Here is a 23,958-nt window from a genome sequence, read left to right as displayed (position 1 = left end):
ATTGTTCCGTTGCACTACCTGTGACTTCCGGGGTAGGGCAGCTGCAAGCTACAAGCAGTAAGCTACAGAGAAAAGCGCGTGCGGCATTCATGCCCCTCGTGGCGGCCTGGCACTTGTCGCTCGCCGCTGAAGAAAACCCGACAGCGGCCGATAGGTTTGCTATCAAAGGAGATTGCCATGCGAGCCCTGATCGTTTTCGCCCTCGCCGCCAGTGCTGTCGGCTGTACCCGCTGGTCCATGGACCACCACCTGAACAATGCCTATCGCGCCTATGACCGGGGTGATTGCGCGCGGGTGATGCTGGAGCTGTCACAAGTAGACCGTACCAGCCGCGCGCGCCCGTTCATCCACCCCGAAGTGTCGCTGCTGCGCGGCCAGTGCCTGGAGCGCCAGGCGTTGTACGTGGACGCCGCCCAGACCTACCAGTACCTGATCCAGCAATACCCGCGCAACGAGTACGCCTATCGCGCCCAGGCCCGCCTGCAGACGCTGGAGAAGCTCGGCCATTTGCGCGGTACCGAAGCGGCCGTGGCCCGGCCGGCGACTACTGCACCTTGGCGCTAATACAAAGGTGTGGTTTATTTCACGGGATTCGCGGCGCGTGCTGCGCTAATCTGTAACCCAGCTGTTACAACAACCGCCAGTACCTTGTATTCCTGGCATCAGGTACGGAATACACTCGCCATCATGTTCAACAAACGCCGCATCGAACGCCATCAGCTCCCTTGTGCCCTCAAGGTGTTCAACCGCTTTACCGACCAGGAAATCGGCCTGCTCGGCAACGCCTCGGAAGACGGCCTGATGGTCATCAGCCAACTGCCCGTGCTGATAGGGCCCGATTATGAACTGCAACTTCGCATGCCGCTGGCCGGCGGCGGGTTCCAGTTCGTCAACTTGACCGCCAGTTGCCTGTGGTGCAGTGAGGACCAGACCCCTGGGCATTACGATTCGGGCTTCATGCTGCTGCAGGCCCCGCGCGAGTACGACGATTTCGTGCGCTCGCTGCGCGACTATTTCAGCTTCCGCCCGGCCAACGCCTCTGCCTGAGCCTTGGCGCCCTGGAATCGCGTTAGAATCGGGTCGACCTCGCAAGACAGGACGACCCCGTGACCCCCAGCATTTTCTGGCACGACTACGAAACCACCGGCATCAACCCGCGCTGTGACCGGCCGCTGCAGGTCGCCGGCCTGCGCACCGACTTCGACCTCAACGAGATCGACGAGCCGATCAGCCTTTACTGCCGCCCCGCCGACGATATTCTGCCGCACCCGGCTGCGTGCCTGGTGACTGGCATCACCCCGCAGTTACTGGCCGAGCAGGGCCTGTGCGAAGCCGAATTCATGACCCGCGTGCATGCGCAGCTGGCCCAACCAGGCACCTGTGGGGCGGGCTACAACACCCTGCGTTTCGATGACGAAGTGACCCGCTACAGCCTGTACCGGAATTTTTTCGACCCCTATGCCCGTGAATGGCAGGGCGGCAACAGCCGCTGGGACCTGATCGACATCGTGCGCACGGCCTACGCCCTGCGCCCGGAGGGCATCGAGTGGCCGCAGCAGGACGGGCGCACCAGCCTGCGTCTGGAGCTGTTGAGCAAGGCCAACGGCATTGATCACGGGCATGCGCATGAAGCGCTTTCCGACGTGCGGGCAACCATTGCCCTGGCGCGACTGATCCGGCAAAAACAGCCCAAGTTGTATGACTGGCTGTTCCAGTTGCGCAGCAAGCATAAAGTCATGGAACAGATCCGCTTGCTACAACCGCTGGTGCATGTATCCGGGCGTTTTTCAGCAGCGCGTAATTACCTGGGGGTGGTCTTGCCATTGGCCTGGCACCCGCACAATCGCAATGCACTGATTGTCTGCGACCTGCATCAGGAAACCCTGCCATTACTCAGGGAAAGTGCTGAAGTATTGCGTCAGCGCTTGTACACCCGGCACGAGGATTTGGCCGAGGGCGAACTACCGGTGCCGCTTAAACTGGTACAGATCAATCGCTGCCCGGTACTTGCGCCACTGTCGGTATTACGCCCTGCCGATCAACAGCGGCTGGGTATCGACTTGACGTTGTTACAATCGCGCGGTGAACAGTTGGCCGATCAACAGGCGCAATGGCAGGACAAGCTGGAGCACATTTACGGCAAGGACGATTTCGCGCCGAGTGAGGACCCGGAGCAGCAGTTGTATAACGGTTTTATTGGTGACCGTGACCGGCGTCTATGCGAGCAAGTTCGTGCGCTGGAGCCGGCGCAATTGGGCCGGGGGCAGTGGCTGTTCGATGACCCGCGCTTGCCTGAGCTGTTGTTCCGTTACCGGGCGCGCAACTTTCCGGACACCTTGACCCCCGAGGAGCGCCAGCGGTGGTATGCGTTCTGCCAGCAGCGCCTTAGCCAGCCGCAGTGGGGGGCGCCGAACACATTGGGTGATTTCGAGCAGGCGCGCCTGCAAGCCTGGGAGCGCGCCGACGAGGCCGGGCGGCGGGTGCTGGAGGCATGGCAACTACATGCCCGGAACTTGCAACAACAGTTTGCAATTGACTGAAGGGCAGACAAACAAAAACGCCGGCAATGTGCCGGCGTTTTTGTTTGCGATAAGCAAAGGCCCGGGCTGAACAATCAGTCCAGCAGGGTAGCCCAGCTCTCGACCACGTCGCCGCCCCACTTGGCTTTCCACTCTTTCAGGGTCTTGTGGTTGCCGCCTTTGGTTTCGATCACTTCACCGTTGTGCGGGTTCTTGTATTGCTTGACCTTGCGGGCACGCTTGGTAGCAACAGCCTTGACGGTGCCACGCGGTGCTTTGCTCAGTTTCGACTCTGGGTCGAGCAGGGCAATCACGTCGCGCAGGGACTTGGAGTACTCGCCCATCAGGTTGCGCAGTTTGCCTTCGAACTCCAGCTCTTTCTTCAGCTTGTCGTCCTGCGACAGGTTGGCCAGGCGAGCCTGAAGTTCTTTGATGGCTTCTTCGGTGGCGCGGTACTCGTTGATCAGGGACATGGAGTGTTCCTTAATGCGTGTTCAGAAATGTGTGGGGCAATAATAGACAGCCGATACTCGCAAGTAAACATAATGTTGGGCAATTAACTGTTGATTAAGCTGTGACAATATTTCTCAGGTGAACAAAAATTTACATTAGCGTGTGCCATTTCGCCGGCTGTGTCAGATAGTGTCCACATTGCCAGCGTGGTTGCTACAGTGGCCGCGGCCGCTGCAATCAATACTGCGCTTTTCCTTGCGTGCCGCTAGAATAAGCGCCTTTGCGAAGTTCTGGAGTCTCATTCATGCGCACCTATCGTCTGGTGATCGCCTGCCCCGACCGTGTAGGGATCGTGGCGAAAGTCAGTAATTTCCTGGCCTTGTACAATGGCTGGATCAACGAAGCCAGCCATCATTCCGATGAGCAGAGCGGCTGGTTCTTCATGCGTCATGAAATCCGCGCCGAATCATTGCCCTTCGGTATCGAAGCCTTCCGTGAGGCGTTTGCGCCGATTGCCGAAGAGTTCTCCATGACCTGGCGGATAACCGACTCGGCGCAGAAAAAGCGCGTGGTGCTGATGGCCAGCCGCGAGTCGCATTGCCTGGCTGACCTGTTGCACCGCTGGCATACCGATGAACTGGACTGCGAGATCCCGTGTGTCATTTCCAACCACGACGACCTGCGCAGCATGGTCGAGTGGCACGGCATACCGTTCTTCCATGTACCGGTCGACCCCAAGGACAAGGCCCCGGCCTTTGCCGAAGTGTCGCGCCTGGTCGAAGAACACGCGGCCGATGTCGTGGTGCTGGCCCGCTACATGCAAATCCTGCCGCCGCAACTGTGCCGGGACTACGCGGAGAAGGTCATCAACATTCACCACAGTTTCCTGCCGTCGTTCGTGGGTGCCAAGCCTTACCACCAGGCCGCGCTGCGTGGGGTGAAGCTGATCGGTGCAACGTGCCACTACGTCACCGAAGAACTGGATGCCGGCCCGATCATCGAGCAGGACGTGGTGCGCGTGAGCCACGCCGACAGCATCGAAGACATGGTTCGCTTTGGCCGTGATGTGGAAAAGATGGTGCTGGCACGTGGCCTGCGTTATCACCTCGAAGACCGCGTGCTTGTGCATGGCAACAAGACGGTGGTCTTCGACTGATACCGTTGGGTTGCCTGCAAGCCTTTGGGGCTGCTCGGCAGCCCTATCGCTACGCTTGAGGAACATACCGATGGCCAAACGGCGCAACCAACCCACCGCCACGGCCCCGCCCACCGTAGGTGAAGGCTGCCTGGCGCGCTATGACCCGCAAGCGCTGGCCGACACCGACGGCACCGATTTCCCCGGCGCCGCCGAACTGTGGCAGCGGCTCAACCCGCCTGGCGCCGCCAGCGCGTCAGCAACGGACGCGCCAGCAGGCACACGAACACCGGCCCGCCTGCCAGCAGGTAAAAGTAATAAGTGACTGCCCGCCAGATGAGGATCGCCGCGGCGGCGGTGGAGCTGCCCACCAGCGGCGTCAGCAGGCTTGCAGACGTCAGCTCGGCCGCACCTGCCCCGCCCGGTAGCAGGCTGAATTGCCCGGCACTGAGCGACAGCATCTGCACCAGAAAGCTGGGGATCCATGCCAGCTCCCCGCCCAACCCGCGCAATACCAGGTACAACACGCTGTAGCGCAGCCCCCAGTGGATGCAGGTGAGGGTAAACACCAGCGCCAGCGTGCGCTTGGGCAACTGCCAGGTCTGCGCCAGTGCGGCGATGAAGTGCAGCAGTTTGCGGGCCCAGCGGCGCTTGCGCGGCGCGGCCACGCCCAGGCGTTGCAGCAGCCTGCCGTTGAGGCGCATGAGCGCGCGGCGGTAGCGCAGCAAGCCGATCACCCCAACCAGCGCACTGCACAGCAGCAACGCACTGCCCAGCAACATGTTTTGCTGGCTGTGGCCCAGGCTGTGAAACAATGCGTAGCCCGCAATCGCCAGCATCGCGCAGAAAAAGAACAGCAGGTCGTTCAATTGGTCCATGGCGAACACGGCGCCACTGCGCGCCGGGCCGATGCGCTCGCGTGCCAGCAGCGCCATCAGGGTTAACGGGCCACCACTGCCGCCGGGGGTGGTGCAGATGGCGAACTCGGTGGCCATCACCACGCCCAGGCTGCGCAGGTGCCCAAGCCTTGCGCCTTGCTGGCCCAGCAACAGGCGCAGGCGCATGGCGTTGATCACCCAGCACAGCAGGATCATGCCCAGCAGGGTCAGCAACAGGCCAGGATCGAACCCTTGCAACCGGGGCAGCAGGTCCCTGCCGCCAAGCAGGGCTGGCACCAGCATTGCTGCGACAAGTGCCAGGCCTAGCCAGGCCAGACGGCTCATGCGCTTACCTGGCGGTCAAGCCAGGCGGACTTGGTGAGGGGTTCGCGACCTTGGGCCATCAAGGTGCGCAGGGTATTGAGCCAGTACTCGCGGGAGCTACGGTGGCGCATGTCCACCGGGTGCAGGCCCAGGCGCAGGGTTTCGGCGTTCTGCCACCGTCTGCACTGCCAGTCGCACAGGGCCCGCGACAGCCCCCGGCGCCAGGCACTGCGGGCGCTCCACACCAGCCCTGGCGCCTTGATCGGGGTGAACTCGGGCAAGCGGTACAGGTGCTGCGGTGTGCTGGTGTAGCGCAAAGGCAGCTGGCGCAGCGCCTGGCGGGTGCCTTCGCTCATCAACCAGGCTGGCGCCACGAAACCTGCCACCGGCCATTGCTGTTGTGCGAACACGGCCAGGCCCTGTTCCAGGCGCTGCATGGCCTGCTGTTGATCAAGGCCATAGAACTCGCCTTCGTGGGTATAGATACGGCGCATGAAGAAGTCGCCTGGCGTGCGCGGCGGCGGGCCGTTGTCGGCATGGTAGTAGCCATGCAGCGCCAGTTCGTCGCCCTCGGCCAGGCGCCGTTCAAGCAGGCGGCAGAACGCCGGTGAGCGCAACAGCGGGTTGCGCTGGTGAAAGTCCGGAACCACCAGCCAAGTCATGGGCACACCGCCGATAGCATCCACCGCCTCCACGAAAGGTTGGTAGTCGGGCCATGTTTCAGGCGCGACATCGTGCAGTACCAGCATCAGGCTACGCGGTGCGGGGCGTGACTCAAGCATGGGCGCGCACCAGAGGCTGATGGCCGAGCACGGCCTGGTAGTGCTGCAGCAGGCCCGCGACCACGTTGTCCCATGAATAGTGCTGCTCGACGTGGCGGCGGGCCTGCGCGCCCAGCTTGCGCACACCTGCCTCGAATGCCTCGCGCACGGCTGTGGCCATGGCCTGGGCATCGTTGGCTGTACACAGGCGGCCGCACTGGTCATTGACGATTTCGCCGAAGGCACCCGCGCGCACGGCGACCACTGGCGTTGCACTGGCCATGGCTTCGAGAATCACCAGGCCGAAGGTTTCCTGGTCGCCGGCATGCACCAGCAGGTCGGCGCTGGCCATCAGCCGGGCGACCTCCTCGGGCGGGCAGAACTGGCCGATGACACTGACGTTGTCCGGCACATTGGCGGGCATGCCGGAGCCCACCAACAGCAGGTGGTAGGGGTGGCCCAGCTGCTGCATGCAGGCCAGCAATATCGGCAGGTTCTTTTCCCGGGAGCCACGCCCGGCGTAGATCAGCAGGCGGGTGGTATCGGCGATACCCAGTTCGGCACGCACATTGGCGTCGCGTTTGGACGGGTGGAACGTGGTCAGGTCCACGCCCAGCGGTTGTACGTGTACATCGCGCACGCCCAGACGGCGCAGTTTGTCGGCCATGACCCGGCTGGGGGCCAGCACCCGGTCGAAATTCCCATATAGCTTGCTGACATAGGCCTCGACATTGGGCGTGAACCAGTTGCCCATGCGGTTGCTGACCAGCAGCGGCAGGTCGGAGTGGTAGAAGCCGATTACCGGCACGTCCAGCTGGCGCCGGGCCTCCAGCGCCGCCCAGGCAGTCAGGTACGGGTCGCCGACCTCGATCAGGTCCGGCTTGAGCGAACGCAGGGTTTTGCACCACGGGGCCAGGCGTACCGGGAAGCGGTAGCCTTTGCCAAAAGGTAGCGGCAGTGCCGGTACTTGGTAGATGCCGTCGGCATTGTGGGCGCTGGCACCAGGAATCAACAGGCTATGGCGTACGCCCTGGATGGCGTCGAGGCGGTGATGTTTGGCATCAAGATAAGTTCGTACGCCACCGCTGGCGGGGGCGTAGAACATGGTGATGTCGGCGATGTGCACGATCAGCATCCCTCCGGGATCGTCTTTCGGGTCTGTCATCTGGCGCTTGGTTGGCGGCGATGACACGCCTAAAGGTTGACCTTTCAGAAGGATAGTTTGTTCGATCGGGGTTGCGCGGCAAGCTGCCCCAGGGGAGGAGGTGTACCTGCTCCCCTGGGGCACGTGGGACTAGATCCGGAAACTGCCCACCAGGTGCTTCAGGCGCCCGGCCTGCTGCTCCAGGTCGGAGCACGCACGCAGGGTGGCCTGCAGGTTCTCCACACCTTCCTGGTTGAGCATGTTGATCTCGTTGATATCCATGTTGATGGCTTCGACCACGGCAGTCTGCTCCTCGGTGGCGGTGGCCACCGACTGGTTCATGCCATCGATTTCGCCAATGCGCACGGTCACGCTGTCCAGCCGTTCGCCGGCCTGGTTGGCGATCTGCATGCTGTCGGTGCTGTGGCGCTGGCTCTGATCCATGGTTTCGACCGATGCGCGGGCACCCACCTGCAGTTCTTCGATCATGGCCTGCACCTGTTGCGCCGATTCCTGGGTGCGGTGGGCCAGGTTGCGTACCTCATCGGCCACCACGGCGAAACCACGCCCGGCTTCACCGGCGCGGGCCGCTTCGATGGCGGCGTTCAATGCCAGCAGGTTGGTCTGCTGGGAGATACTGGTAATCACTTCCAGAATCTGGCCGATGTTCACGGTTTTGCTGTTGAGGGTCTCGATGTGTTCGCTGGAGGTGACGATCAGGTCCGAGAGCCGGTTCATCGCCGCAATGTTGCGCTCGACCACCTGTTGGCCTTCTTCGGCCAGCAGCCTTGCGGAGCTGGCGTGCTGCGAGGCCTGGGCAGCGTTGCCGGCGATTTCCTGGGCCGCGGCACCCAGTTCGTTGATGGCCGCGGCCACGCTGTTGGTGCGGTTGGCCTGCTCATCGGAGTTGGTCATTGATGAGTTCGAGGCGCTGATCACCCGCAGCGCCACTTCATTGACTTGCTCGGTGGCCGAGGACACTTCGCGGATGCTGCTGTGAATACGCTCGACGAAGCGGTTGAAGGCGTTGCCGAGAACGCCGAATTCATCATGGTTATGGATGCGCAGGCGCTTGGTCAGGTCGCCCTCACCTTCAGCGATGTCTTCCATGGCGCGGGTCATGGTGTGCAACGGCTGCATCAGTACGCGAATCAGCAAGCCGAGCAAGGCGATGATGATGACCACGGCGACGACCGTGGCAACCACTGCCGAGGTGCGGAAGGTGCTCAGCATCGAGAAGGCCTTGGCCTTGTCCACCGACAGGCCGATGTACCAATTGGCCGAGGGCAGGCCGGTGATCGGAGTGAAGGTCAGCAAGCGTGCCTGGCCGTCGCTTTGCACTTCGGTCAGTTCGTTGCTCAGCTTGGGTGTGTGTTGCGGGAACAGGTCTGACAGCGACTTCATCACCAGGGCCTGGTCCGGGTGTACCAGGATCTTGCCCTGGTCATTGACCAGGAACGCATAGCCCATACCACCAAAGTCCAGCGAGTTGATGATTTGCACCAGGCCGTCCAGCGTCAGGTCGCCACCAACCACACCCACGCTGCTGGAGACCTTGCTGAGGATGCCGATGACCATCTTGTTGGTGGTCATGTCGATGTACGGTTCGGTCAACATGGCCCCGCTGGCATTCATGCCATCCTTGTACCAGGGCCGGGTGCGAGGGTCGTAGCCGTCGGGCATCTTCGCGTCCGGGCGAACACTGAAGCCGCCGTCGATCTTGCCCAGGTAAACGGTCAGGAAGCTGGAGAGCAGTGCGCGCTGGCCCATGAATGTTTCAGCGTTGGCCGGGTTCTGGGCAATGTTCTGCGCCAGGTTTTCCACCAGTTTGATACGCCCGTCGAACAGGTTGCGGATGTTGGTGGACGTGGAAGTACCCATTTCAGCCAAGTAGTTTTCCAGGTCCTCGCGGATGGCATTACGCTGCAGGTAATCGTTGTAAAGGGTGAAAAGGCTGAAGGCGAGTATGACGATCAGTGAGGCGGCCAACAGTATCTTGTGGCTGAAACGCAGGCTTTTATTCATGGCGTAATCGGTTCCGCTAAGGTTTTAATCAGGGCGTTCGCACGAGTGAGGCCGCAAGGCTGTGCAATATCCGGAAAAATCCCTTTTCGGTTGTTCCTCTCTTCTAAGACGAATATCACCCGAAGGTATCGGCCGGTTTCAGTTAAAGCTTGAGCAGGGGATTAAAGAGATGTTGGAAACTTCGACCATAGTTGTGGGATCGGGCCCGGATGGCCAGCCGCTCGGGCAAGCCATGCGCCTGGCCAACCGCCACGGCCTGGTGGCAGGCGCCACCGGTACCGGCAAGACCGTCACCTTGCAACGCCTGGCGGAAGTGTTCAGTGACGCCGGGGTCGCGGTGTTTGCCGCCGACGTGAAAGGCGACTTGTGTGGCCTGGGCGCCGCCGGTGCACCGCAGGGCAAGGTGGCCGAGCGCATCGCCGGCATGCCGTGGCTTGGGCATACGCCACGGGCCTACCCGGTGACGTTGTGGGATATCGCGGGGCAGTCCGGCCACCCGCTGCGCACGACCCTCAGTGAAATGGGGCCGCTGCTGCTGGGCAACTTGCTGGAACTGACCGACAGCCAGCAGGCGGCGTTGTATGCAGCGTTCAAGGTGGCCGACCGTGAAGGCCTGTTGCTGCTCGACCTGAAAGACCTCAAGGCGCTGCTTGCCCACTTGAAAGACAACCCGCAATTGCTGGGTGAAGACAGCGCGCTGATGACCACCGCCTCGACCCAGGCCTTGTTGCGCCGGCTGGCAACCCTCGAGCAACAGGGGGCCGAGGCGCTGTTCGGCGAGCCGGCGTTGCAACTGGAAGACGTGCTGCGCCCGGACCCCGATGGCCGCGGCCGTATCCACCTGCTTGATGCCAGCCGCTTGGTGCATGAAGCCCCCAAGGTCTACTCCACCTTCCTGTTGTGGCTGCTGGCTGAATTGTTCGAGCAGTTGCCCGAGCGCGGCGATGCCGAAAAACCGCTGCTGGCTTTGTTCTTCGACGAGGCGCACCTGTTGTTCAACGGCACGCCCAAGGCGCTGCAGGAGCGCCTGGAGCAGGTGGTACGGCTGATCCGGTCCAAAGGTGTGGGCGTGTTCTTCGTCACCCAGTCGCCGGGTGACTTGCCGGATGCGGTGCTGGCCCAGTTGGGCTTGCGCATTCAGCATGGCTTGCGGGCATTCACGGCGAAGGAGCAGAAGGCATTGCGGGCGGTAGCCGATGGCTTGCGCCCCAACCCAGCGTTCGACACCTTGAGCGTGCTCACCGAACTGGGCATTGGCGAAGCGCTACTGGGGGCGCTTGAAGAGAAGGGCACCCCGGCCATGGTCCAGCGCGTGTTGGTGGCACCGCCGCAATCGCGGATCGGGCCGTTGAGTGCTGCGGAGCGCGGTGCGCTGATTGCTGCTTCGCCGCTGGCCGGGCGCTATGACAAGCCGGTGGACCGTGAGTCGGCCTATGAAATGCTGACCCAGCGCAAAGGTGAGGCGGTGGAGCCGGCGCCGCAACCGAAGGCCGATGAAGAGAGCTTTGCCGACAAGGCCGGTGAGTTCTTGCAGAGTGCGGCGGGGCAGGCGATCAAATCGGCGGTGCGCCAGGCAGCCAACCAGTTGGGGCGGCAACTGGTGCGGGGGTTGATGGGGTCGTTGTTGGGGGGCAAGAAAAAATAGTTGGCTGCCACCTGGACCGTATCGAGCCTGGGCCTTGCGCACTGCCTGTGGGCCCAGCTGCCGATATGAAAAAGGCGCCCCGGGGTTAATGCCAGTCAGTTAAGTAGTTGGGGTCGCTTTGCGACCCTTCGCGGGCACGCCCGCTCCCACAGGGGATAGCGCATTTCTTGAGTTCAGCGCCAAGCGTGTAGGAGCGGGCGTGCCCGCGAAGGGCTGCAAAGCAGCCCCAATAACCCTTAACTGACAGGCATTAACCCCGTGGGCGCCTTTGTCTATTGCGGTGTCACTCAGCCAATGGCCTTGGACGCCAGCCAGAACAAGCCGGCCGCCAGGCCCATCGAGGCTGGCAGGGTCAGAACCCAAGCCATCAGGATGGTTTTGACGGTGCCACCTTGCAGGCCGCTTTTGTTGGCGACCATGGTGCCGGCCACGCCGGACGACAGCACATGCGTGGTCGACACCGGCAAGGCGAACACGTTGGCCATGCCGATGGCACAGGCCGCGGTGATCTGTGCCGACATGCCCTGGGCATAGGTCATGCCCTGCTTGCCGATCTTCTCGCCAACGGTCAGCACCACACGCTTCCAGCCCACCATGGTGCCCAGGCCCAAGGCCAGGGCAACGGCCACGATTACCCAGAACGGGGCGTATTCAGTGGTGGCGGTAAGGTCTTTGCGCAGTTTTTCCAGGTCGGCCTTTTCGCGGGCTTCCAGGCCAGGCAGCTTCCCAACCTTCTTCGCGGTGTCATCCAGGCACAGCAAGTAGCGGCGTACTTCAACGCGCTTCTCGGCAGCCAGGCTGTGATAGTCGGTCACGCCTTGCAACGAGGTTTGCAGTGCGGCGATGGTCGGCTCGGTCTGCTGCGGGTTGCAACTGAACTGTTCCGGCAGGTCGCTGGCCTTGGCCTTGCCCAGGGCCAGGAACTCGCCCAGGGTGGCGGCGTTGCGCTCGTAGAACTGGCTCATGTGCAGGGTGGCGTCGCGGGTACGCTCGATCTGATAGGTGGTACTGTTCAGGTCGAGCACGAACTTGGCCGGCACGATACCGATCAGCACCAGCATGATCAGGCCAATGCCTTTCTGGCCGTCGTTGGAACCGTGCACGAAGCTCACACCCATGGCAGAAACCACCAGGACCAGGCGGTTCCAGAAGGGCGGGTGCTTCTTGTCGTCGAGTTTACGGCGCTGTTCGGGGGTCTTGTGCATCTTCGACAGCGGGCGCCACCACTTCAGGCCGAGCAGCACCAGGGCAGCCACGGCGAAGCCTGCCATTGGCGAGACCACCAGCGACATGGCTATGTCGATGGCTTTCTGCCAGTTAACGCCGTCTCCCAGCGGGATGTCGTTGATCAGGGCATTGGCCAGACCTACACCCAGAATAGAGCCGATCAGCGTGTGCGAGCTGGAAGCGGGAATACCGAAGTACCAGGTGCCGAGGTTCCAGGTGATGGCCGCGGCCAGCAGGGAGAAGACCATGGCCAGGCCGTGCCCGGTGTTCACATTGATCAGCAACTCCACCGGCAGCAGGTGCACGATGGCGTAGGCCACCCCGACACCGCCCAGCAGTACGCCGAAGAAGTTGAACACGCCGGAGAAGAACACGGCGAGGTGGGGAGGCATGGCTTTGGTATAGATGACGGTAGCTACCGCGTTTGCGGTGTCATGAAAGCCATTGATGAACTCGAAGGCGAGTACGAAGGTCAAGGCGAGCAGCAGGCTCACCAATACCCAGGCATCCAGTCCGCTGAATAAATCGATCATGAAGGTTGTCTGGCGGTCATAGGGGGGCGGGATTATGCCAGAAAACCTTGGCAATCGATGCACCTCCAGCAGGCCGTTGGCACGGCCAAAAGCGCCAAAGCTGCCCTGCGAGCGGCCCTTGATTATAGGGCAAGTTCAGGTTAAATCGGCGAATTGCTGCGAAAAGCAGGTCAAAAACGTAAAGGTCCAGCTTCGGCGCTAATTAAAACGATCGTTTGAAATTTGTGAAAATCCATTTCACTTCGCTTGGGTAATAAGGCCAACACGCCCGGGCGAGCCGGGCGAACACAGCGCTGCATTGACCCGGGTCAGGGGTTCTCGCTGCGTAGTTCCTTTTCCATCCGTTCCAGTTCCTGGCTGAAAGCCTGGTCGCGCAGGCTGGCGCGTTTGCGCCAGGGTTTGCGCTCCGGTTCCGTTTGTGCGGCATAGGTGGTGACTTCGCCGCCGTAGACATCCTTGTAACGTTCAGCCTGGCGCTCGAGTTCTGCGCGCAGTTCATCTTTCGTCACATGCAGTACCTGAATTAAGTGTAATCACGGGGGTAACGCGTTATGCGCTTGTGCGCCCTGTTCCGGCCGCAACGGCTTGGTTCCACGGAAGGTTCCGTGGGCACAATTGCGTCACGACTGTGGTGCCGATTATAGCAACCGATAATTTGCCGAACATCGTTATTTAACCTGCACCGCCATCATCCGACGCACGTTATGGCATGTGCCGGTAAACAAGTTGGGGCTTTCTTACAAGTTTGAAAGGCATGCCGGATAAAAGTTCGGGCAACAAGCTGGCGAGGGGGGAATGAAAAACGGCCCCGCCGAAAGGCGAGGCCGTTGCCTGGGGACTTCTACGGTGGGTACCTGACCAGTCTCTCCAAAGAAGCCACATGTGGCAGGAGAAAGGTATAAGCAAAAGTGTCAGCGGTCAATTGCGATTATCGGCCGTTTGTTCGATAATCGCACGAACCGGCGTTTTTTTTGAGGTGTGCGATGAGTGACGAAACGGTGGACAACGCTTCTGCCAGCCCAGAGGCGGCACGGCCTGTGTTGGCGGCCATGGCGCCGCCGATCGTGGCCTCGCCGGCCAAGCGCATCCAGGCTTTCACCGGCGACCCGGACTTCATGACATCCCTGGCCCGTGGCCTGGCGGTGATCCAGGCTTTCCAGGAGCGCAAGCGCCACCTCACCATCGCCCAGATCAGCCACCGTACCGAAATACCCCGGGCCGCCGTGCGCCGTTGCCTGCACACGCTGATCAAGCTGGGCTATGCCACCACGGATGGGCGCACCTACTCGCTGCTACCCAAAGTGCTGACCCTGGGGCATGCCTACCTGTCATCCACGCCATTGGCGATTTCGGCCCAGCCGTACCTGGACCGCATCAGCGACCAGCTGCACGAGGCGGCCAACATGGCCACCCTCGAAGGTGACGACATCCTTTATATAGCCCGTTCGGCCACGGTCGAGCGCCTGATTTCGGTCGATTTGTCGGTGGGCGGGCGCCTGCCCGCCTATTGCACGTCGATGGGGCGCATTCTGCTGGCGGCGCTGGATGACACCAGCCTGCGCGAACACCTGGAGCGGGCCGACCTCAAGGCGCGCACCAGCCGTACCTTGCATGATGCCGAATCGTTGTTCGCCTGTATTCAGCAGGTCCGCGCCCAAGGCTGGTGTGTGGTGGACCAGGAACTGGAGCAGGGGCTGCGCTCGATTGCCGTGCCGGTGTACGACGCTTCCGGGCAGGTGCTGGCAGCCTTGAACGTAAGTACCCACGTCGGGCGGGTCACGCGCAGCGAACTGGAGCAGCGCTTCTTGCCGATACTGCTGGCTGCCAGCCGGGACCTGTGCCACCAGCTGTTTGGTTGAGCGCGCAAGGGAGGGGGGCGCAGCAACCTGCGGGGCCGGCGCCAGCGGTTTTTTGAACAGGCAAAACGGTTTCCTGTGCGATAAACGCACAGTGTCGTTCGCGGCGAATTGCTTCACCTGCGCCCGCTGATTAATGTCTCTCGCAACGGTCGGCTGTGCCGACCGAACAAGACAAACATGAGGCACATACCATGCATACTGTCCCTAGGCTGCTGCGCTCGCACCCGCATGCAGTTTCGTTGTATCCAGGCTAACCCAGGCCATTTTCCCTAGCGTTGCCCACCTGTACCGGCTAGCCGAGTGCAAAGGACTGGCTGTGCCCCTTATTCTGGATAACAACAATGAACCAAGCGCAAACCAACGTCGGCGCGAGCCTTGACGTCCAGTCGTTCATCAATCAGCAACCGTTGTCCCGCTATCAGTGGCGGGTCGTGCTGCTGTGCTTTCTGATCGTCTTCCTCGATGGCCTGGACACGGCCGCCATGGGCTTCATCGCCCCGGCCCTGTCGCAGGAATGGGGCATTGACCGTGCCAGCCTGGGCCCGGTGATGAGTGCCGCGTTGATCGGCATGGTCTTCGGCGCCCTGGGCTCGGGGCCGCTGGCCGACCGCTTTGGCCGCAAGGGCGTGCTGGTGGGTGCTGTACTGGTATTCGGTGGCTTCAGCCTGGCCTCGGCCTATGCCTCCAACGTCGACCAGCTGCTGGTGCTGCGCTTCCTGACCGGCCTTGGCCTGGGGGCGGGTATGCCCAACGCCACCACGCTGCTGTCGGAGTACACCCCAGAGCGGCTCAAGTCGCTGCTGGTCACCAGCATGTTCTGCGGCTTCAACCTGGGTATGGCCGGCGGTGGCTTCATTTCCGCGAAAATGATCCCGGCCTATGGCTGGCACAGCCTGCTGGTAGTCGGTGGCGTGCTGCCGTTGCTGCTGGCCGTGGTGCTGATGGTCTGGCTGCCGGAGTCGGCGCGCTTCCTGGTGGTGCGTAACCGTGGCACTGACAGGGTGCGCAAGACCTTGTCGCCGATCGCCCCGCAGGTGGTGGCCGAGGCGGCCAGCTTCAGCGTGCCGGAACAGAAGGCCGTGGCCGCCCGCAACGTGTTCTCGGTGATTTTCTCTGGCACCTACGGCCTGGGTACCGTACTGCTGTGGCTGACTTATTTCATGGGCCTGGTGATCGTCTATCTGCTGACCAGCTGGCTGCCGACCCTGATGCGTGACAGTGGCGCGAGCATGGAGCAGGCGGCCTTTATCGGTGCCTTGTTCCAGTTCGGTGGCGTGCTGAGTGCGGTCGGTGTGGGTTGGGCCATGGACCGCTTCAACCCGCACAAGGTGATCGGCGTTTTCTACCTGCTGGCCGGGGTCTTCGCCTACGCCGTAGGGCAGAGCCTGGGCAATATTACCTTGCTGGCGACGCTGGTGCTGGTGGCTGGTATGTGCGTGAACGGCGCCCAGTCGGCCATGCCGTCGCTGGCGGCGCGCTTCTACCCGACCCAAGGCCGGGCGACCGGGGTATCGTGGATGCTGGGCATCGGCCGCTTCGGCGCGATTCTCGGGGCCTGGAGCGGCGCGACCCTGTTGGGCCTGGGCTGGAGCTTCGAGCAGGTGCTCACGGCGCTGCTGGTGCCGGCAGCGCTGGCTACCGTTGGGGTGGTGGTGAAAGGGCTGGTGAGCCACGCCGACGCCACCTGATAGCGAGGCCGCCCTTGCCGGCCAGGCGCTGTACGATGGTGGGTAGTAAGGCAACAAATAGTTCGATAATCGCACGAATAGTCGATTATCGGATTGTAAGCTACCCACCGGCCTCCTTAATCTGAGCTTACTGAAGCACCCTGACCAGGAGCCTCCAATGCCACGTGCAGACCACCACCGAACCCACCGAAATCAAGCTGCCACCCCGCGTGACCTTGATGCCCGTACCGCCGCGGCCCATGGCCAGCCGGCAGGAGAAGCCTGATGCGAGACGTATTCATCTGTGACGCCATCCGTACCCCGATTGGCCGCTTTGGCGGCGCCCTGGCCGGTGTGCGTGCCGACGACCTGGCCGCCGTGCCACTGAAGGCGCTGATCGAGCGCAACCCCGGTGTGCAATGGGACCAGGTTGACGAGGTGTTTTTCGGGTGCGCTAACCAGGCAGGTGAAGACAACCGCAACGTGGCGCGCATGGCGCTGCTGCTGGCCGGCCTGCCCGAAAGCATTCCGGGCGTTACCCTTAACCGCCTGTGTGCTTCGGGCATGGATGCCATTGGCACTGCTTTCCGCGCCATTGCCAGCGGGGAAATGGAGCTGGCCATCGCCGGGGGTGTGGAATCGATGTCGCGCGCCCCGTTCGTCATGGGCAAGGCCGAAAGCGGCTATTCGCGCAACATGAAGCTGGAAGACACGACCATCGGCTGGCGTTTCATCAACCCGCTGATGAAGAGCCAGTACGGCGTGGACTCCATGCCGGAAACCGCCGACAACGTGGCCGACGATTATCAGGTATCGCGCGCCGACCAGGATGCTTTCGCCTTGCGCAGCCAGCAAAAGGCCGCTGCAGCGCAGGCAGCCGGTTTTTTTGCCGAGGAAATCGTGCCGGTGCGCATCGCCCACAAGAAGGGTGAAGTGATCGTCGAGTGTGATGAACACCTGCGCCCGGAGACCACCCTGGAAGCGTTGACCAAGCTCAAGCCGGTCAACGGCCCGGACAAGACCGTCACCGCCGGCAACGCTTCGGGCGTCAACGATGGTGCGGCAGCACTGATCCTGGCCTCGGCTGAAGCGGTGAAGAAGCATGGCCTTACCCCGCGTGCCCGCGTTCTGGGCATGGCCAGCGGTGGCGTTGCGCCACGGGTGATGGGCATTGGCCCGGTCCCGGCAGTGCGTAAGCTGACCGAGCGCCTGGGTGTGGCGGTGAATGATTTCGATGTGATCGAGCTCAATGAAGCGTTCGCCAGCCAAGGCCTGGCAGTGCTGCGTGAGCTGGGCGTGGCCGATGATGCGCCGCAGGTGAACCCCAATGGCGGCGCGATCGCGCTGGGCCACCCGCTGGGCATGAGCGGTGCTCGCCTGGTGCTGACGGCGCTGCATCAACTGGAGAAAAGCGGTGGCCGTAAAGGCCTGGCGACCATGTGCGTGGGCGTCGGCCAAGGCTTGGCGCTGGCCATCGAACGGGTTTGACCTGTCCTGGCCCCTTCGTGGGGCAAGCCGGGTGTTACAGCATGGTCGTTGCCCACTGCACAACGGCAAACTGTGGCAGCAGGCTTGCCCCGCGAAGGGGCCGGCACCTTCGACTCAAGGCCAAGTGCCAGCCTCAAGGCGGAACGAGGTGTTACCAGGTATGTCTAGAATAACCTGGGACCCTTCAGGAGTAATCTCACCATGACCTCAACCTATTACACCGGTGAAGAGCGCAGCAAGCGCATCTTCGCTATCGTTGGTGCCTCTTCGGGCAACCTGGTGGAATGGTTCGACTTTTACGTCTATGCCTTCTGTGCGATCTACTTCGCCCCGGCGTTCTTCCCCTCGGACGACCCCACGGTGCAGTTGCTGAACACCGCGGGGGTATTCGCCGCAGGCTTCTTGATGCGCCCGATTGGTGGCTGGATCTTCGGCCGCCTCGCTGACCGCCATGGCCGCAAGAACTCGCTGATGATCTCGGTGCTGATGATGTGCTTCGGCTCGCTGATGATCGCCTGCCTGCCCACCTATGCCAGCATTGGCACCTGGGCCCCGGCGCTGCTGTTGCTGGCGCGCCTGATCCAGGGCCTGTCGGTGGGTGGCGAGTACGGCACCACCGCCACGTACATGAGTGAGGTGGCCCTGCGCGGCCAGCGCGGCTTCTTTGCCTCGTTCCAGTACGTGACGCTGATCGGCGGCCAGCTTTTGGCCGTGCTGGTGGTAGTGATCCTGCAGCAGCTGCTGACCGAGGATGAGCTGCGTGCCTGGGGCTGGCGCATTCCGTTCGTGGTCGGGGCCATTGCTGCACTGATCTCGTTGATGCTGCGCCGCTCGCTGCACGAAACCAGCAGCGCCGAAACCCGTCAGGACAAGGATGCCGGCACCATCAAAGGCTTGTTCAGCAACCACGCTGCAGCCTTCATCACCGTGCTGGGCTACACCGCAGGTGGGTCGCTGATTTTCTACACCTTCACCACCTACATGCAGAAGTACCTGGTGAATACCGCTGGCATGACGGCGAAGAACGCCAGTTATGTGATGACGGCTGCGCTGTTCCTGTTCATGGTGCTGCAGCCGTTCTTCGGCATGCTGTCCGACAGGATTGGCCGACGCAATTCCATGCTGCTGTTCGGCGCGTTGGGAACGCTGTTCACCGTGCCGCTGCTGATGGCGTTGAAAACCGTGACCAGCCCGTTCATGGCCTTCGTGCTGATCAGCCTGGCACTGTGCATCGTCAGTTTCTATACCTCGATCAGCGGCCTGGTGAAGGCCGAAATGTTCCCGCCGCAAGTTCGCGCGCTGGGTGTAGGCCTGGCTTACGCGGTGGCCAACGCGGCATTCGGCGGTTCGGCCGAGTACGTGGCCCTGGGGCTGAAGACCATGGGGATGGAGAATACGTTCTACTGGTACGTGACGGCGATGATGGCGATAGCCTTCCTGTTCAGCCTGCGCCTGCCGAAGCAGGCCGAGTACCTGCACCATGATCATTAAGGAAGCTGCATGAGCAACCAACTGTTCGATGCCTACTTCACCGCGCCGGCCATGCGCGAGGTTTTTTCCGACCGTGGCCGCCTGCAGGGCATGCTGGATTTCGAGGCCGCGCTCGCCCGCGCCGAGGCTTCGGTCGGCTTGGTTCCGCACAGCGCCGTGGCCTCCATCGAGGCGGCCTGCCAGGCCGAGCGCTATGACGTAGGCGCCCTGGCCAATGCCATCGCCAGCGCTGGCAACTCGGCAATCCCGCTGGTGAAGGCGTTGGGCAAGGTGATCGCCACCGGCGTGCCCGAAGCCGAGCGTTATGTGCACCTGGGCGCTACCAGCCAGGATGCGATGGACACCGGCTTGGTATTGCAGTTGCGCGCTGCCCTCGACTTGCTGGAAAGCGACCTTGGCCAGCTTGCCGAAACCTTGGCGCAGCAGGCCTTGAGGCACGCCGACACCCCCATGGTGGGGCGCACGTGGCTGCAACATGCCACGCCGGTGACCTTGGGGATGAAGCTGGCCGGGGTGCTTGGCGCCGTGACCCGCCATCGCCAGCGCTTGCAGGCGTTGCGCCCGCGCTTGCTGGTGCTGCAGTTCGGCGGCGCCTCGGGCAGCCTGGCGGCCTTGGGCAGCAAGGCGCTGCCGGTGGCCGAGGCGCTGGCCGAGCAACTGCGGCTGGCCCTGCCGGAACAGCCTTGGCACACCCAGCGCGACCGCTTGGTGGAGTTTGCCTCGGTGCTGGGCATGATCGCCGGCAGCCTGGGCAAGTTTGGCCGCGATGCCAGCTTGCTGATGCAAACCGAGGCTGGCGAAGTGTTCGAGCCTTCCGCGCCGGGCAAGGGCGGCTCTTCGACCATGCCCCACAAGCGTAACCCGGTGGGGGCCGCCGTTCTGATCGGGGCCGCCACCCGGGTGCCGGGCCTGGTTTCGACGATGTTCAGCGCCATGCCCCAGGAACACGAGCGCAGCCTGGGGTTGTGGCATGCCGAATGGGAAACCCTGCCAGAAATCTGCTGCCTGGTCTCCGGTGCGTTGCGCCAGGCCCAGGTGATTGCCGAGGGGATGGAGGTGGATGCCGAGCGCATGCGCCGCAACCTCGACCTGACCCAGGGCCTGGTGCTGGCCGAGGCGGTGAGCAATGTGCTGGCACAGCGCCTGGGCCGCGACCGCGCCCACCACCTGCTGGAGCAATGCTGCCAGCGCGCTGTGGCCGAGCATCGTCACCTGCGTGCCGTGCTGGGTGAGGAGCCGCAGGTCAGCGCCGAACTGTCCGCCGAGGAACTCGATCGCTTGCTCGACCCGGCCCATTACCTGGGCCAGGCCCGCGTCTGGGTGGCGCGCGCCGTGTCCGAACATCAACGTTTCACTGCCTGAAGGAGACCGCTGTGGCGCATTTGCAACTGGCCGATGGCGTTTTGAATTACCAACTCGATGGCCCGGCAGACGCCCCGGTGCTGGTCCTGTCCAACTCGCTGGGTACCGACCTGGGCATGTGGGACGCCCAGATGCCGCTGTGGGCCCAGCAATTCCGGGTGCTGCGCTACGACACCCGTGGCCACGGTGCATCGCTGGTCACCGAAGGCCCTTATTCCATCGAGCAACTGGGCCGCGATGTGCTGGCGCTGCTCGATGGCCTGGACATTGCCAAGGCGCACTTTGTCGGCTTGTCGATGGGTGGCCTGATTGGCCAGTGGCTGGGCATCAATGCCGGTGAGCGCTTGCGTAGCCTGACCTTGTGCAACACCGCCGCCAAAATCGCCAATGACGAGGTGTGGAACACCCGTATCGACACCGTGCTCAAGGGCGGCCAGCAGGCCATGGTCGACCTGCGCGACGCGTCCATTGCCCGCTGGTTCACCCCAGCCTTTGCCCAGGCACAAGCCGCAGAGGCCCAGCGTATCTGCCAGATGCTGGCGCAGACCTGCCCCCAGGGTTATGCCGGCAACTGCGCGGCGGTGCGTGATGCCGACTTCCGTGAGCAACTCGGTCGCATCCAGGTGCCGACGTTGATCGTGGCAGGGACAGAAGATGTGGTAACCACCCCGGCGCACGGCCAGTTCATGCAAACCGGTATTGCCGGTGCCGAATATGTCGAGTTCCCGGCAGCGCACCTGTCCAACGTCGAGATTGGCGAGGCGTTCAGCCGCCGCGTGCTTGCCTTCCTGTTGGCTCACTGAGGACCCTGCCATGGACGAGAAACAACGCTACGACGCCGGCATGCAAGTACGCCGCGCGGTACTGGGCGATGCCCATGTGGACCGCAGCCTGGAAAAGCTCAACGACTTCAATGGCGAGTTCCAGGAAATGATTACCCGCCATGCGTGGGGTGACATCTGGACCCGCCCCGGTCTGCCACGTCACACCCGCAGCCTGATCACCATTGCCATGCTGATCGGCATGAACCGTAACGACGAACTGAAGCTGCACCTGCGCGCAGCGGCCAACAACGGCGTGACCCGCGACGAGATCAAGGAAGTGCTGATGCAGAGCGCGATCTACTGCGGCATTCCATCGGCCAACGCCACCTTCCACCTGGCGGAGTCGGTATGGGACGAGCTAGGGGTAGAGTCGCGTAGCTGACCCTCACGCGGCCCCGCCTGTAGGAGCGGCCTTGTGTCGCGATGGGCTGCGCAGCAGCCCCGGAATATCAGCTTCGCAGCTACGATTGCCGGGGCCGCTGCGCAGCCCATCGCGACACAAGGCCGCTCCTACACAGGTGCCGGGGTTACAGCGCGACACAAGGCCGCTCAGGTGCCACGGTTACATCGAGCGTATGGCCACCGGGCCTGCGTTGCTTTCCACAGCCTGCTTCAGGGCCGGGCACAAGCCCAACATGAAGGCCGCTTCTGCCACCACGAACAAAGGCCCGATGATCAGGCCACTGATGTCGTCCACAAACGCTGGTTTTCGGCCTTCGTAATAGTGGCCGACGAACTGGATGATCCAGCCCAGCACGAACGCGCCCACCCCGGCACCGAGCCACAGGCCGGTAGGCTGCACCGCCAGCACCTGGCCAACCCACAGGCACAAGCCCAGCAACGCCCCCATCACCAGCCCGAAGCGCAGGTCCAGGCGCAGGTAGAACCAGACCGAAGCCGCTGCCGCCAGCAGGGCAGGGGACAGCCATATGCCGGCAACCTCCCACCCGGGGCGGGACAGCAGGATGGTGACTGCCAGCACGATCATGGGGATGCCGATGAAGTGGGTGACGATGTTGCGCGGGTCGCGGTGGTAACTGGCGTACTGGCTCAGGTGGTCGACGAGCGTTTTCATTGTTGTGCCTCCCTGGTTTGCCTGGGCTGGTCAAGCTGCCTGTCAGGGCCCTGCGCGGCGGTTACACGCCGCGACAGGCCCGGTACAGGCAATGGGTATAGCTCAGGATAGCCCGCAGCCACCACTATTATCAGCGGGGCGAATGGCAGGGGCGCCCCGCGGGCTTATCCAGCGGGGCCATGGCGCACATTGGCAGGGCTTACACTTACAGCAGGTTCAGCGGGTAGCTCACGATCAGCCGGTTCTCGTCGAAGGCGTTGGTGCTGAAGTCACGGCGCATGGTGGAGTTGCGCCATTTCACCGACAGGTCCTTGAAACTGCCCGATTGGATCACGTACGCCAATTCGGTTTCCCGGGCCCATTCCTTGCCATCATCAACGTTGCCGACGGTCACGTTCTCACCCTTGATATAGCGGTTCATCAGCGTCAGGCCGGGAACGCCAACAGTGGCGAAGTTGAAGTCATGGCGCACCTGCCAGGAGCGTTCCTTGGCGTTGTCGAAGCTGGAGTTGTAGCTGTCGTTGGCCAGGGTCCCGCCGCTGGTGCCGTTGACCCGCATCCAGGCGTTGTCGCCGCTGACCTTTTGCAGGCCCACGTAGAACGTATGGCCCTGGTAGCGCGCCGAGAACAGCGCCGAGGCGGTACGGTTGTCCAGTTTGCCGGCACGCTCGGCGCCGTCTTCCTTGCCGATGAAGTAGCCCAGGTTGGCGCCCAGGGTCCAGTCGCCCAGCGGCTGGCTGTGGGTCAGGTTCAGGTACTGTTGGTGGTAGATGTCCTTGAGCTGGGCATCCCACAGGCCAATCATGGTGCGTTTGTCGTTGAAGGTGTATTCGCCGCCACCGAAGTTGAACCGGTCGGAGGTGAACGCACCTTTGCCGTTCATCGACATGTCTTCCATGCTGGCGTCGTTGCGCGGGCTGTTGCCGCGGAACTGGCCGGCGTACAGGGTCAGGCCGGCGATTTCCCTGGAGGTCAGCTGGCCACCGCGGAAGGTTTGCGGCAGCGAACGGCCGTCGTCCGAACGCAGGATCGGCAGCACCGGCATCCATTCCCCGACCTTCAGTTCGGTTTCGGAAAGCTTGGCCTTCAACGCCACACCCAGGCGGCCGAAATCATCGGCTGGGCGGCCATCGTCGTGCACGGGTAGCAGGTGGGTGTTGGTGGTGCCTTTGCCACCGTCGAGCTTGACCGAATACAAGCCCAGCACGTCCACGCCGAAACCGATGGTGCCTTGGGTGAAGCCGGAACGGGCATCCAGAATGAAGCTCTGCGTCCATTCTTCGGCCTTGCCCTGTGGGTTGGCCGGGTCAACGAAGTTACGGTTGATGTAGAAGTTGCGCAGGTTGAGGGTGGCCTTGGCGTCTTCCAGGAAACCGCCTTGGTCGGCAGCAAAGACGGGGAGGGCGCAGGACATGGCCAACAGGCCGGGCAGCAGCTGGCGTGCGGTTTGCGAAGTGCTCATCTGTCGTGGATCTCTTGTTTTTATTGGGGCGTTGCGTGGGGGGATGGTGCGGCGTGAGGCGGGGATGAGGCAATTCGTCGCAAACG

General features: G+C 62.6%; 21 protein-coding genes and 1 pseudogene. 12 read left to right on the top strand and 10 right to left on the bottom strand.

Features of this window, described 5'->3' with window-relative positions:
* Positions 1-177 precede the first annotated feature (177 nt).
* From L1P09_RS20315 to sbcB, 3 genes are all read left to right on the top strand, one after another.
* The gene (locus L1P09_RS20315) at positions 178-564 is read left to right on the top strand and encodes a tetratricopeptide repeat protein (protein ID WP_009685638.1); all 387 of its coding nucleotides are present in this window, start codon (positions 178-180) and stop codon (positions 562-564) included.
* 123 nt (positions 565-687) lie between these two features.
* Positions 688-1,047, top strand: coding sequence for a PilZ domain-containing protein (locus L1P09_RS20310; RefSeq protein ID WP_054905766.1), 360 nt, complete (start codon positions 688-690; stop codon positions 1,045-1,047).
* A 59-nt stretch (positions 1,048-1,106) separates the two neighbouring features.
* Complete coding sequence (sbcB, locus tag L1P09_RS20305; RefSeq protein WP_235768043.1) at positions 1,107-2,540, top strand: exodeoxyribonuclease I; 1,434 nt, start codon at positions 1,107-1,109, stop codon at positions 2,538-2,540.
* Between the two features lie 74 nt (positions 2,541-2,614).
* Here sbcB and mvaT read toward each other — a convergent pair whose 3' ends face one another.
* On the bottom strand, positions 2,615-2,992 hold the full coding sequence (gene mvaT, locus L1P09_RS20300) for a histone-like nucleoid-structuring protein MvaT (RefSeq protein WP_009685634.1): 378 nt from the start codon (positions 2,990-2,992) through the stop codon (positions 2,615-2,617).
* A 284-nt stretch (positions 2,993-3,276) separates the two neighbouring features.
* Between mvaT and purU the strand changes: the two genes are divergently transcribed.
* Complete coding sequence (gene purU, locus L1P09_RS20295; RefSeq protein ID WP_047149623.1) at positions 3,277-4,128, top strand: formyltetrahydrofolate deformylase; 852 nt, start codon at positions 3,277-3,279, stop codon at positions 4,126-4,128.
* Between the two features lie 209 nt (positions 4,129-4,337).
* Here purU and L1P09_RS20290 read toward each other — a convergent pair whose 3' ends face one another.
* From L1P09_RS20290 to L1P09_RS26410, 5 genes and pseudogenes are all read right to left on the bottom strand, one after another.
* Entirely contained in the window at positions 4,338-5,330 is a 993-nt protein-coding gene (locus L1P09_RS20290) for a lysylphosphatidylglycerol synthase transmembrane domain-containing protein (RefSeq protein ID WP_235768042.1), read from the bottom strand.
* Positions 5,327-6,091, bottom strand: a complete 765-nt coding sequence (locus L1P09_RS20285; protein ID WP_235768041.1) for a DUF2334 domain-containing protein — start codon at positions 6,089-6,091, stop codon at positions 5,327-5,329. The genes L1P09_RS20290 and L1P09_RS20285 overlap by 4 nt, the downstream gene beginning before the upstream one ends.
* On the bottom strand, positions 6,084-7,205 hold the full coding sequence (locus tag L1P09_RS20280) for a glycosyltransferase family 4 protein (RefSeq protein WP_235768974.1): 1,122 nt from the start codon (positions 7,203-7,205) through the stop codon (positions 6,084-6,086). Before L1P09_RS20280 ends, L1P09_RS20285 begins: the two co-directional genes overlap by 8 nt.
* A gap of 159 nt (positions 7,206-7,364) precedes the next feature.
* The gene (locus L1P09_RS26415) at positions 7,365-8,129 is read right to left on the bottom strand and encodes a methyl-accepting chemotaxis protein (RefSeq protein WP_371105818.1); all 765 of its coding nucleotides are present in this window, start codon (positions 8,127-8,129) and stop codon (positions 7,365-7,367) included.
* 93 nt (positions 8,130-8,222) lie between these two features.
* Positions 8,223-9,239 (bottom strand): annotated as a pseudogene (locus L1P09_RS26410) (cache domain-containing protein); the annotation flags it as partial.
* 169 nt (positions 9,240-9,408) lie between these two features.
* Here L1P09_RS26410 and L1P09_RS20270 point away from each other — a divergent pair.
* A complete protein-coding gene (locus L1P09_RS20270) occupies positions 9,409-10,884 on the top strand; it encodes a helicase HerA-like domain-containing protein (RefSeq protein WP_192440882.1) in 1,476 nt (491 codons plus the stop codon).
* A 287-nt stretch (positions 10,885-11,171) separates the two neighbouring features.
* Here the strand turns inward: L1P09_RS20270 and L1P09_RS20265 are convergent, their stop codons facing one another.
* Positions 11,172-12,644: an inorganic phosphate transporter gene (locus tag L1P09_RS20265; RefSeq protein WP_009685626.1), complete on the bottom strand. Its 1,473-nt coding sequence runs from the start codon at positions 12,642-12,644 to the stop codon at positions 11,172-11,174.
* A 308-nt stretch (positions 12,645-12,952) separates the two neighbouring features.
* Positions 12,953-13,153: a hypothetical protein gene (locus tag L1P09_RS20260; protein WP_009685625.1), complete on the bottom strand. Its 201-nt coding sequence runs from the start codon at positions 13,151-13,153 to the stop codon at positions 12,953-12,955.
* 474 nt (positions 13,154-13,627) lie between these two features.
* Here L1P09_RS20260 and pcaR point away from each other — a divergent pair, with 474 nt between their 5' ends.
* The 7 genes from pcaR (at position 13,628) to pcaC (ending at position 21,717) form a co-directional block, all read left to right on the top strand.
* Entirely contained in the window at positions 13,628-14,503 is an 876-nt protein-coding gene (gene pcaR, locus L1P09_RS20255) for a pca regulon transcriptional regulator PcaR (protein WP_390898545.1), read from the top strand.
* Between the two features lie 341 nt (positions 14,504-14,844).
* Positions 14,845-16,191: an MFS transporter gene (locus L1P09_RS20250; RefSeq protein WP_235768039.1), complete on the top strand. Its 1,347-nt coding sequence runs from the start codon at positions 14,845-14,847 to the stop codon at positions 16,189-16,191.
* A 261-nt stretch (positions 16,192-16,452) separates the two neighbouring features.
* Positions 16,453-17,658, top strand: coding sequence for a 3-oxoadipyl-CoA thiolase (pcaF, locus tag L1P09_RS20245; RefSeq protein ID WP_192441727.1), 1,206 nt, complete (start codon positions 16,453-16,455; stop codon positions 17,656-17,658).
* Positions 17,659-17,859: 201 nt separating this feature from the next.
* The gene (locus L1P09_RS20240) at positions 17,860-19,149 is read left to right on the top strand and encodes an MFS family transporter (RefSeq protein WP_009685621.1); all 1,290 of its coding nucleotides are present in this window, start codon (positions 17,860-17,862) and stop codon (positions 19,147-19,149) included.
* A gap of 9 nt (positions 19,150-19,158) precedes the next feature.
* Positions 19,159-20,511, top strand: a complete 1,353-nt coding sequence (locus L1P09_RS20235; RefSeq protein ID WP_235768038.1) for a 3-carboxy-cis,cis-muconate cycloisomerase — start codon at positions 19,159-19,161, stop codon at positions 20,509-20,511.
* An 11-nt stretch (positions 20,512-20,522) separates the two neighbouring features.
* Positions 20,523-21,314: a 3-oxoadipate enol-lactonase gene (gene pcaD, locus L1P09_RS20230; protein WP_054906001.1), complete on the top strand. Its 792-nt coding sequence runs from the start codon at positions 20,523-20,525 to the stop codon at positions 21,312-21,314.
* Positions 21,315-21,324: 10 nt separating this feature from the next.
* Entirely contained in the window at positions 21,325-21,717 is a 393-nt protein-coding gene (gene pcaC, locus L1P09_RS20225) for a 4-carboxymuconolactone decarboxylase (RefSeq protein ID WP_054906002.1), read from the top strand.
* 180 nt (positions 21,718-21,897) lie between these two features.
* Here the strand turns inward: pcaC and L1P09_RS20220 are convergent, their stop codons facing one another.
* On the bottom strand, positions 21,898-22,410 hold the full coding sequence (locus L1P09_RS20220; protein ID WP_029887531.1) for an Mpo1 family 2-hydroxy fatty acid dioxygenase: 513 nt from the start codon (positions 22,408-22,410) through the stop codon (positions 21,898-21,900).
* A gap of 205 nt (positions 22,411-22,615) precedes the next feature.
* Positions 22,616-23,872: an OprD family porin gene (locus tag L1P09_RS20215; RefSeq protein ID WP_054906003.1), complete on the bottom strand. Its 1,257-nt coding sequence runs from the start codon at positions 23,870-23,872 to the stop codon at positions 22,616-22,618.
* Positions 23,873-23,958 lie beyond the last annotated feature (86 nt).

The organism is Pseudomonas juntendi (assembly GCF_021560075.1).
Lineage (GTDB): Bacteria > Pseudomonadota > Gammaproteobacteria > Pseudomonadales > Pseudomonadaceae > Aquipseudomonas > Aquipseudomonas juntendi.
The sequence above is the reverse complement of the archived record's forward strand: the minus strand, read 5'-3'. Positions and strand labels throughout refer to the sequence as shown.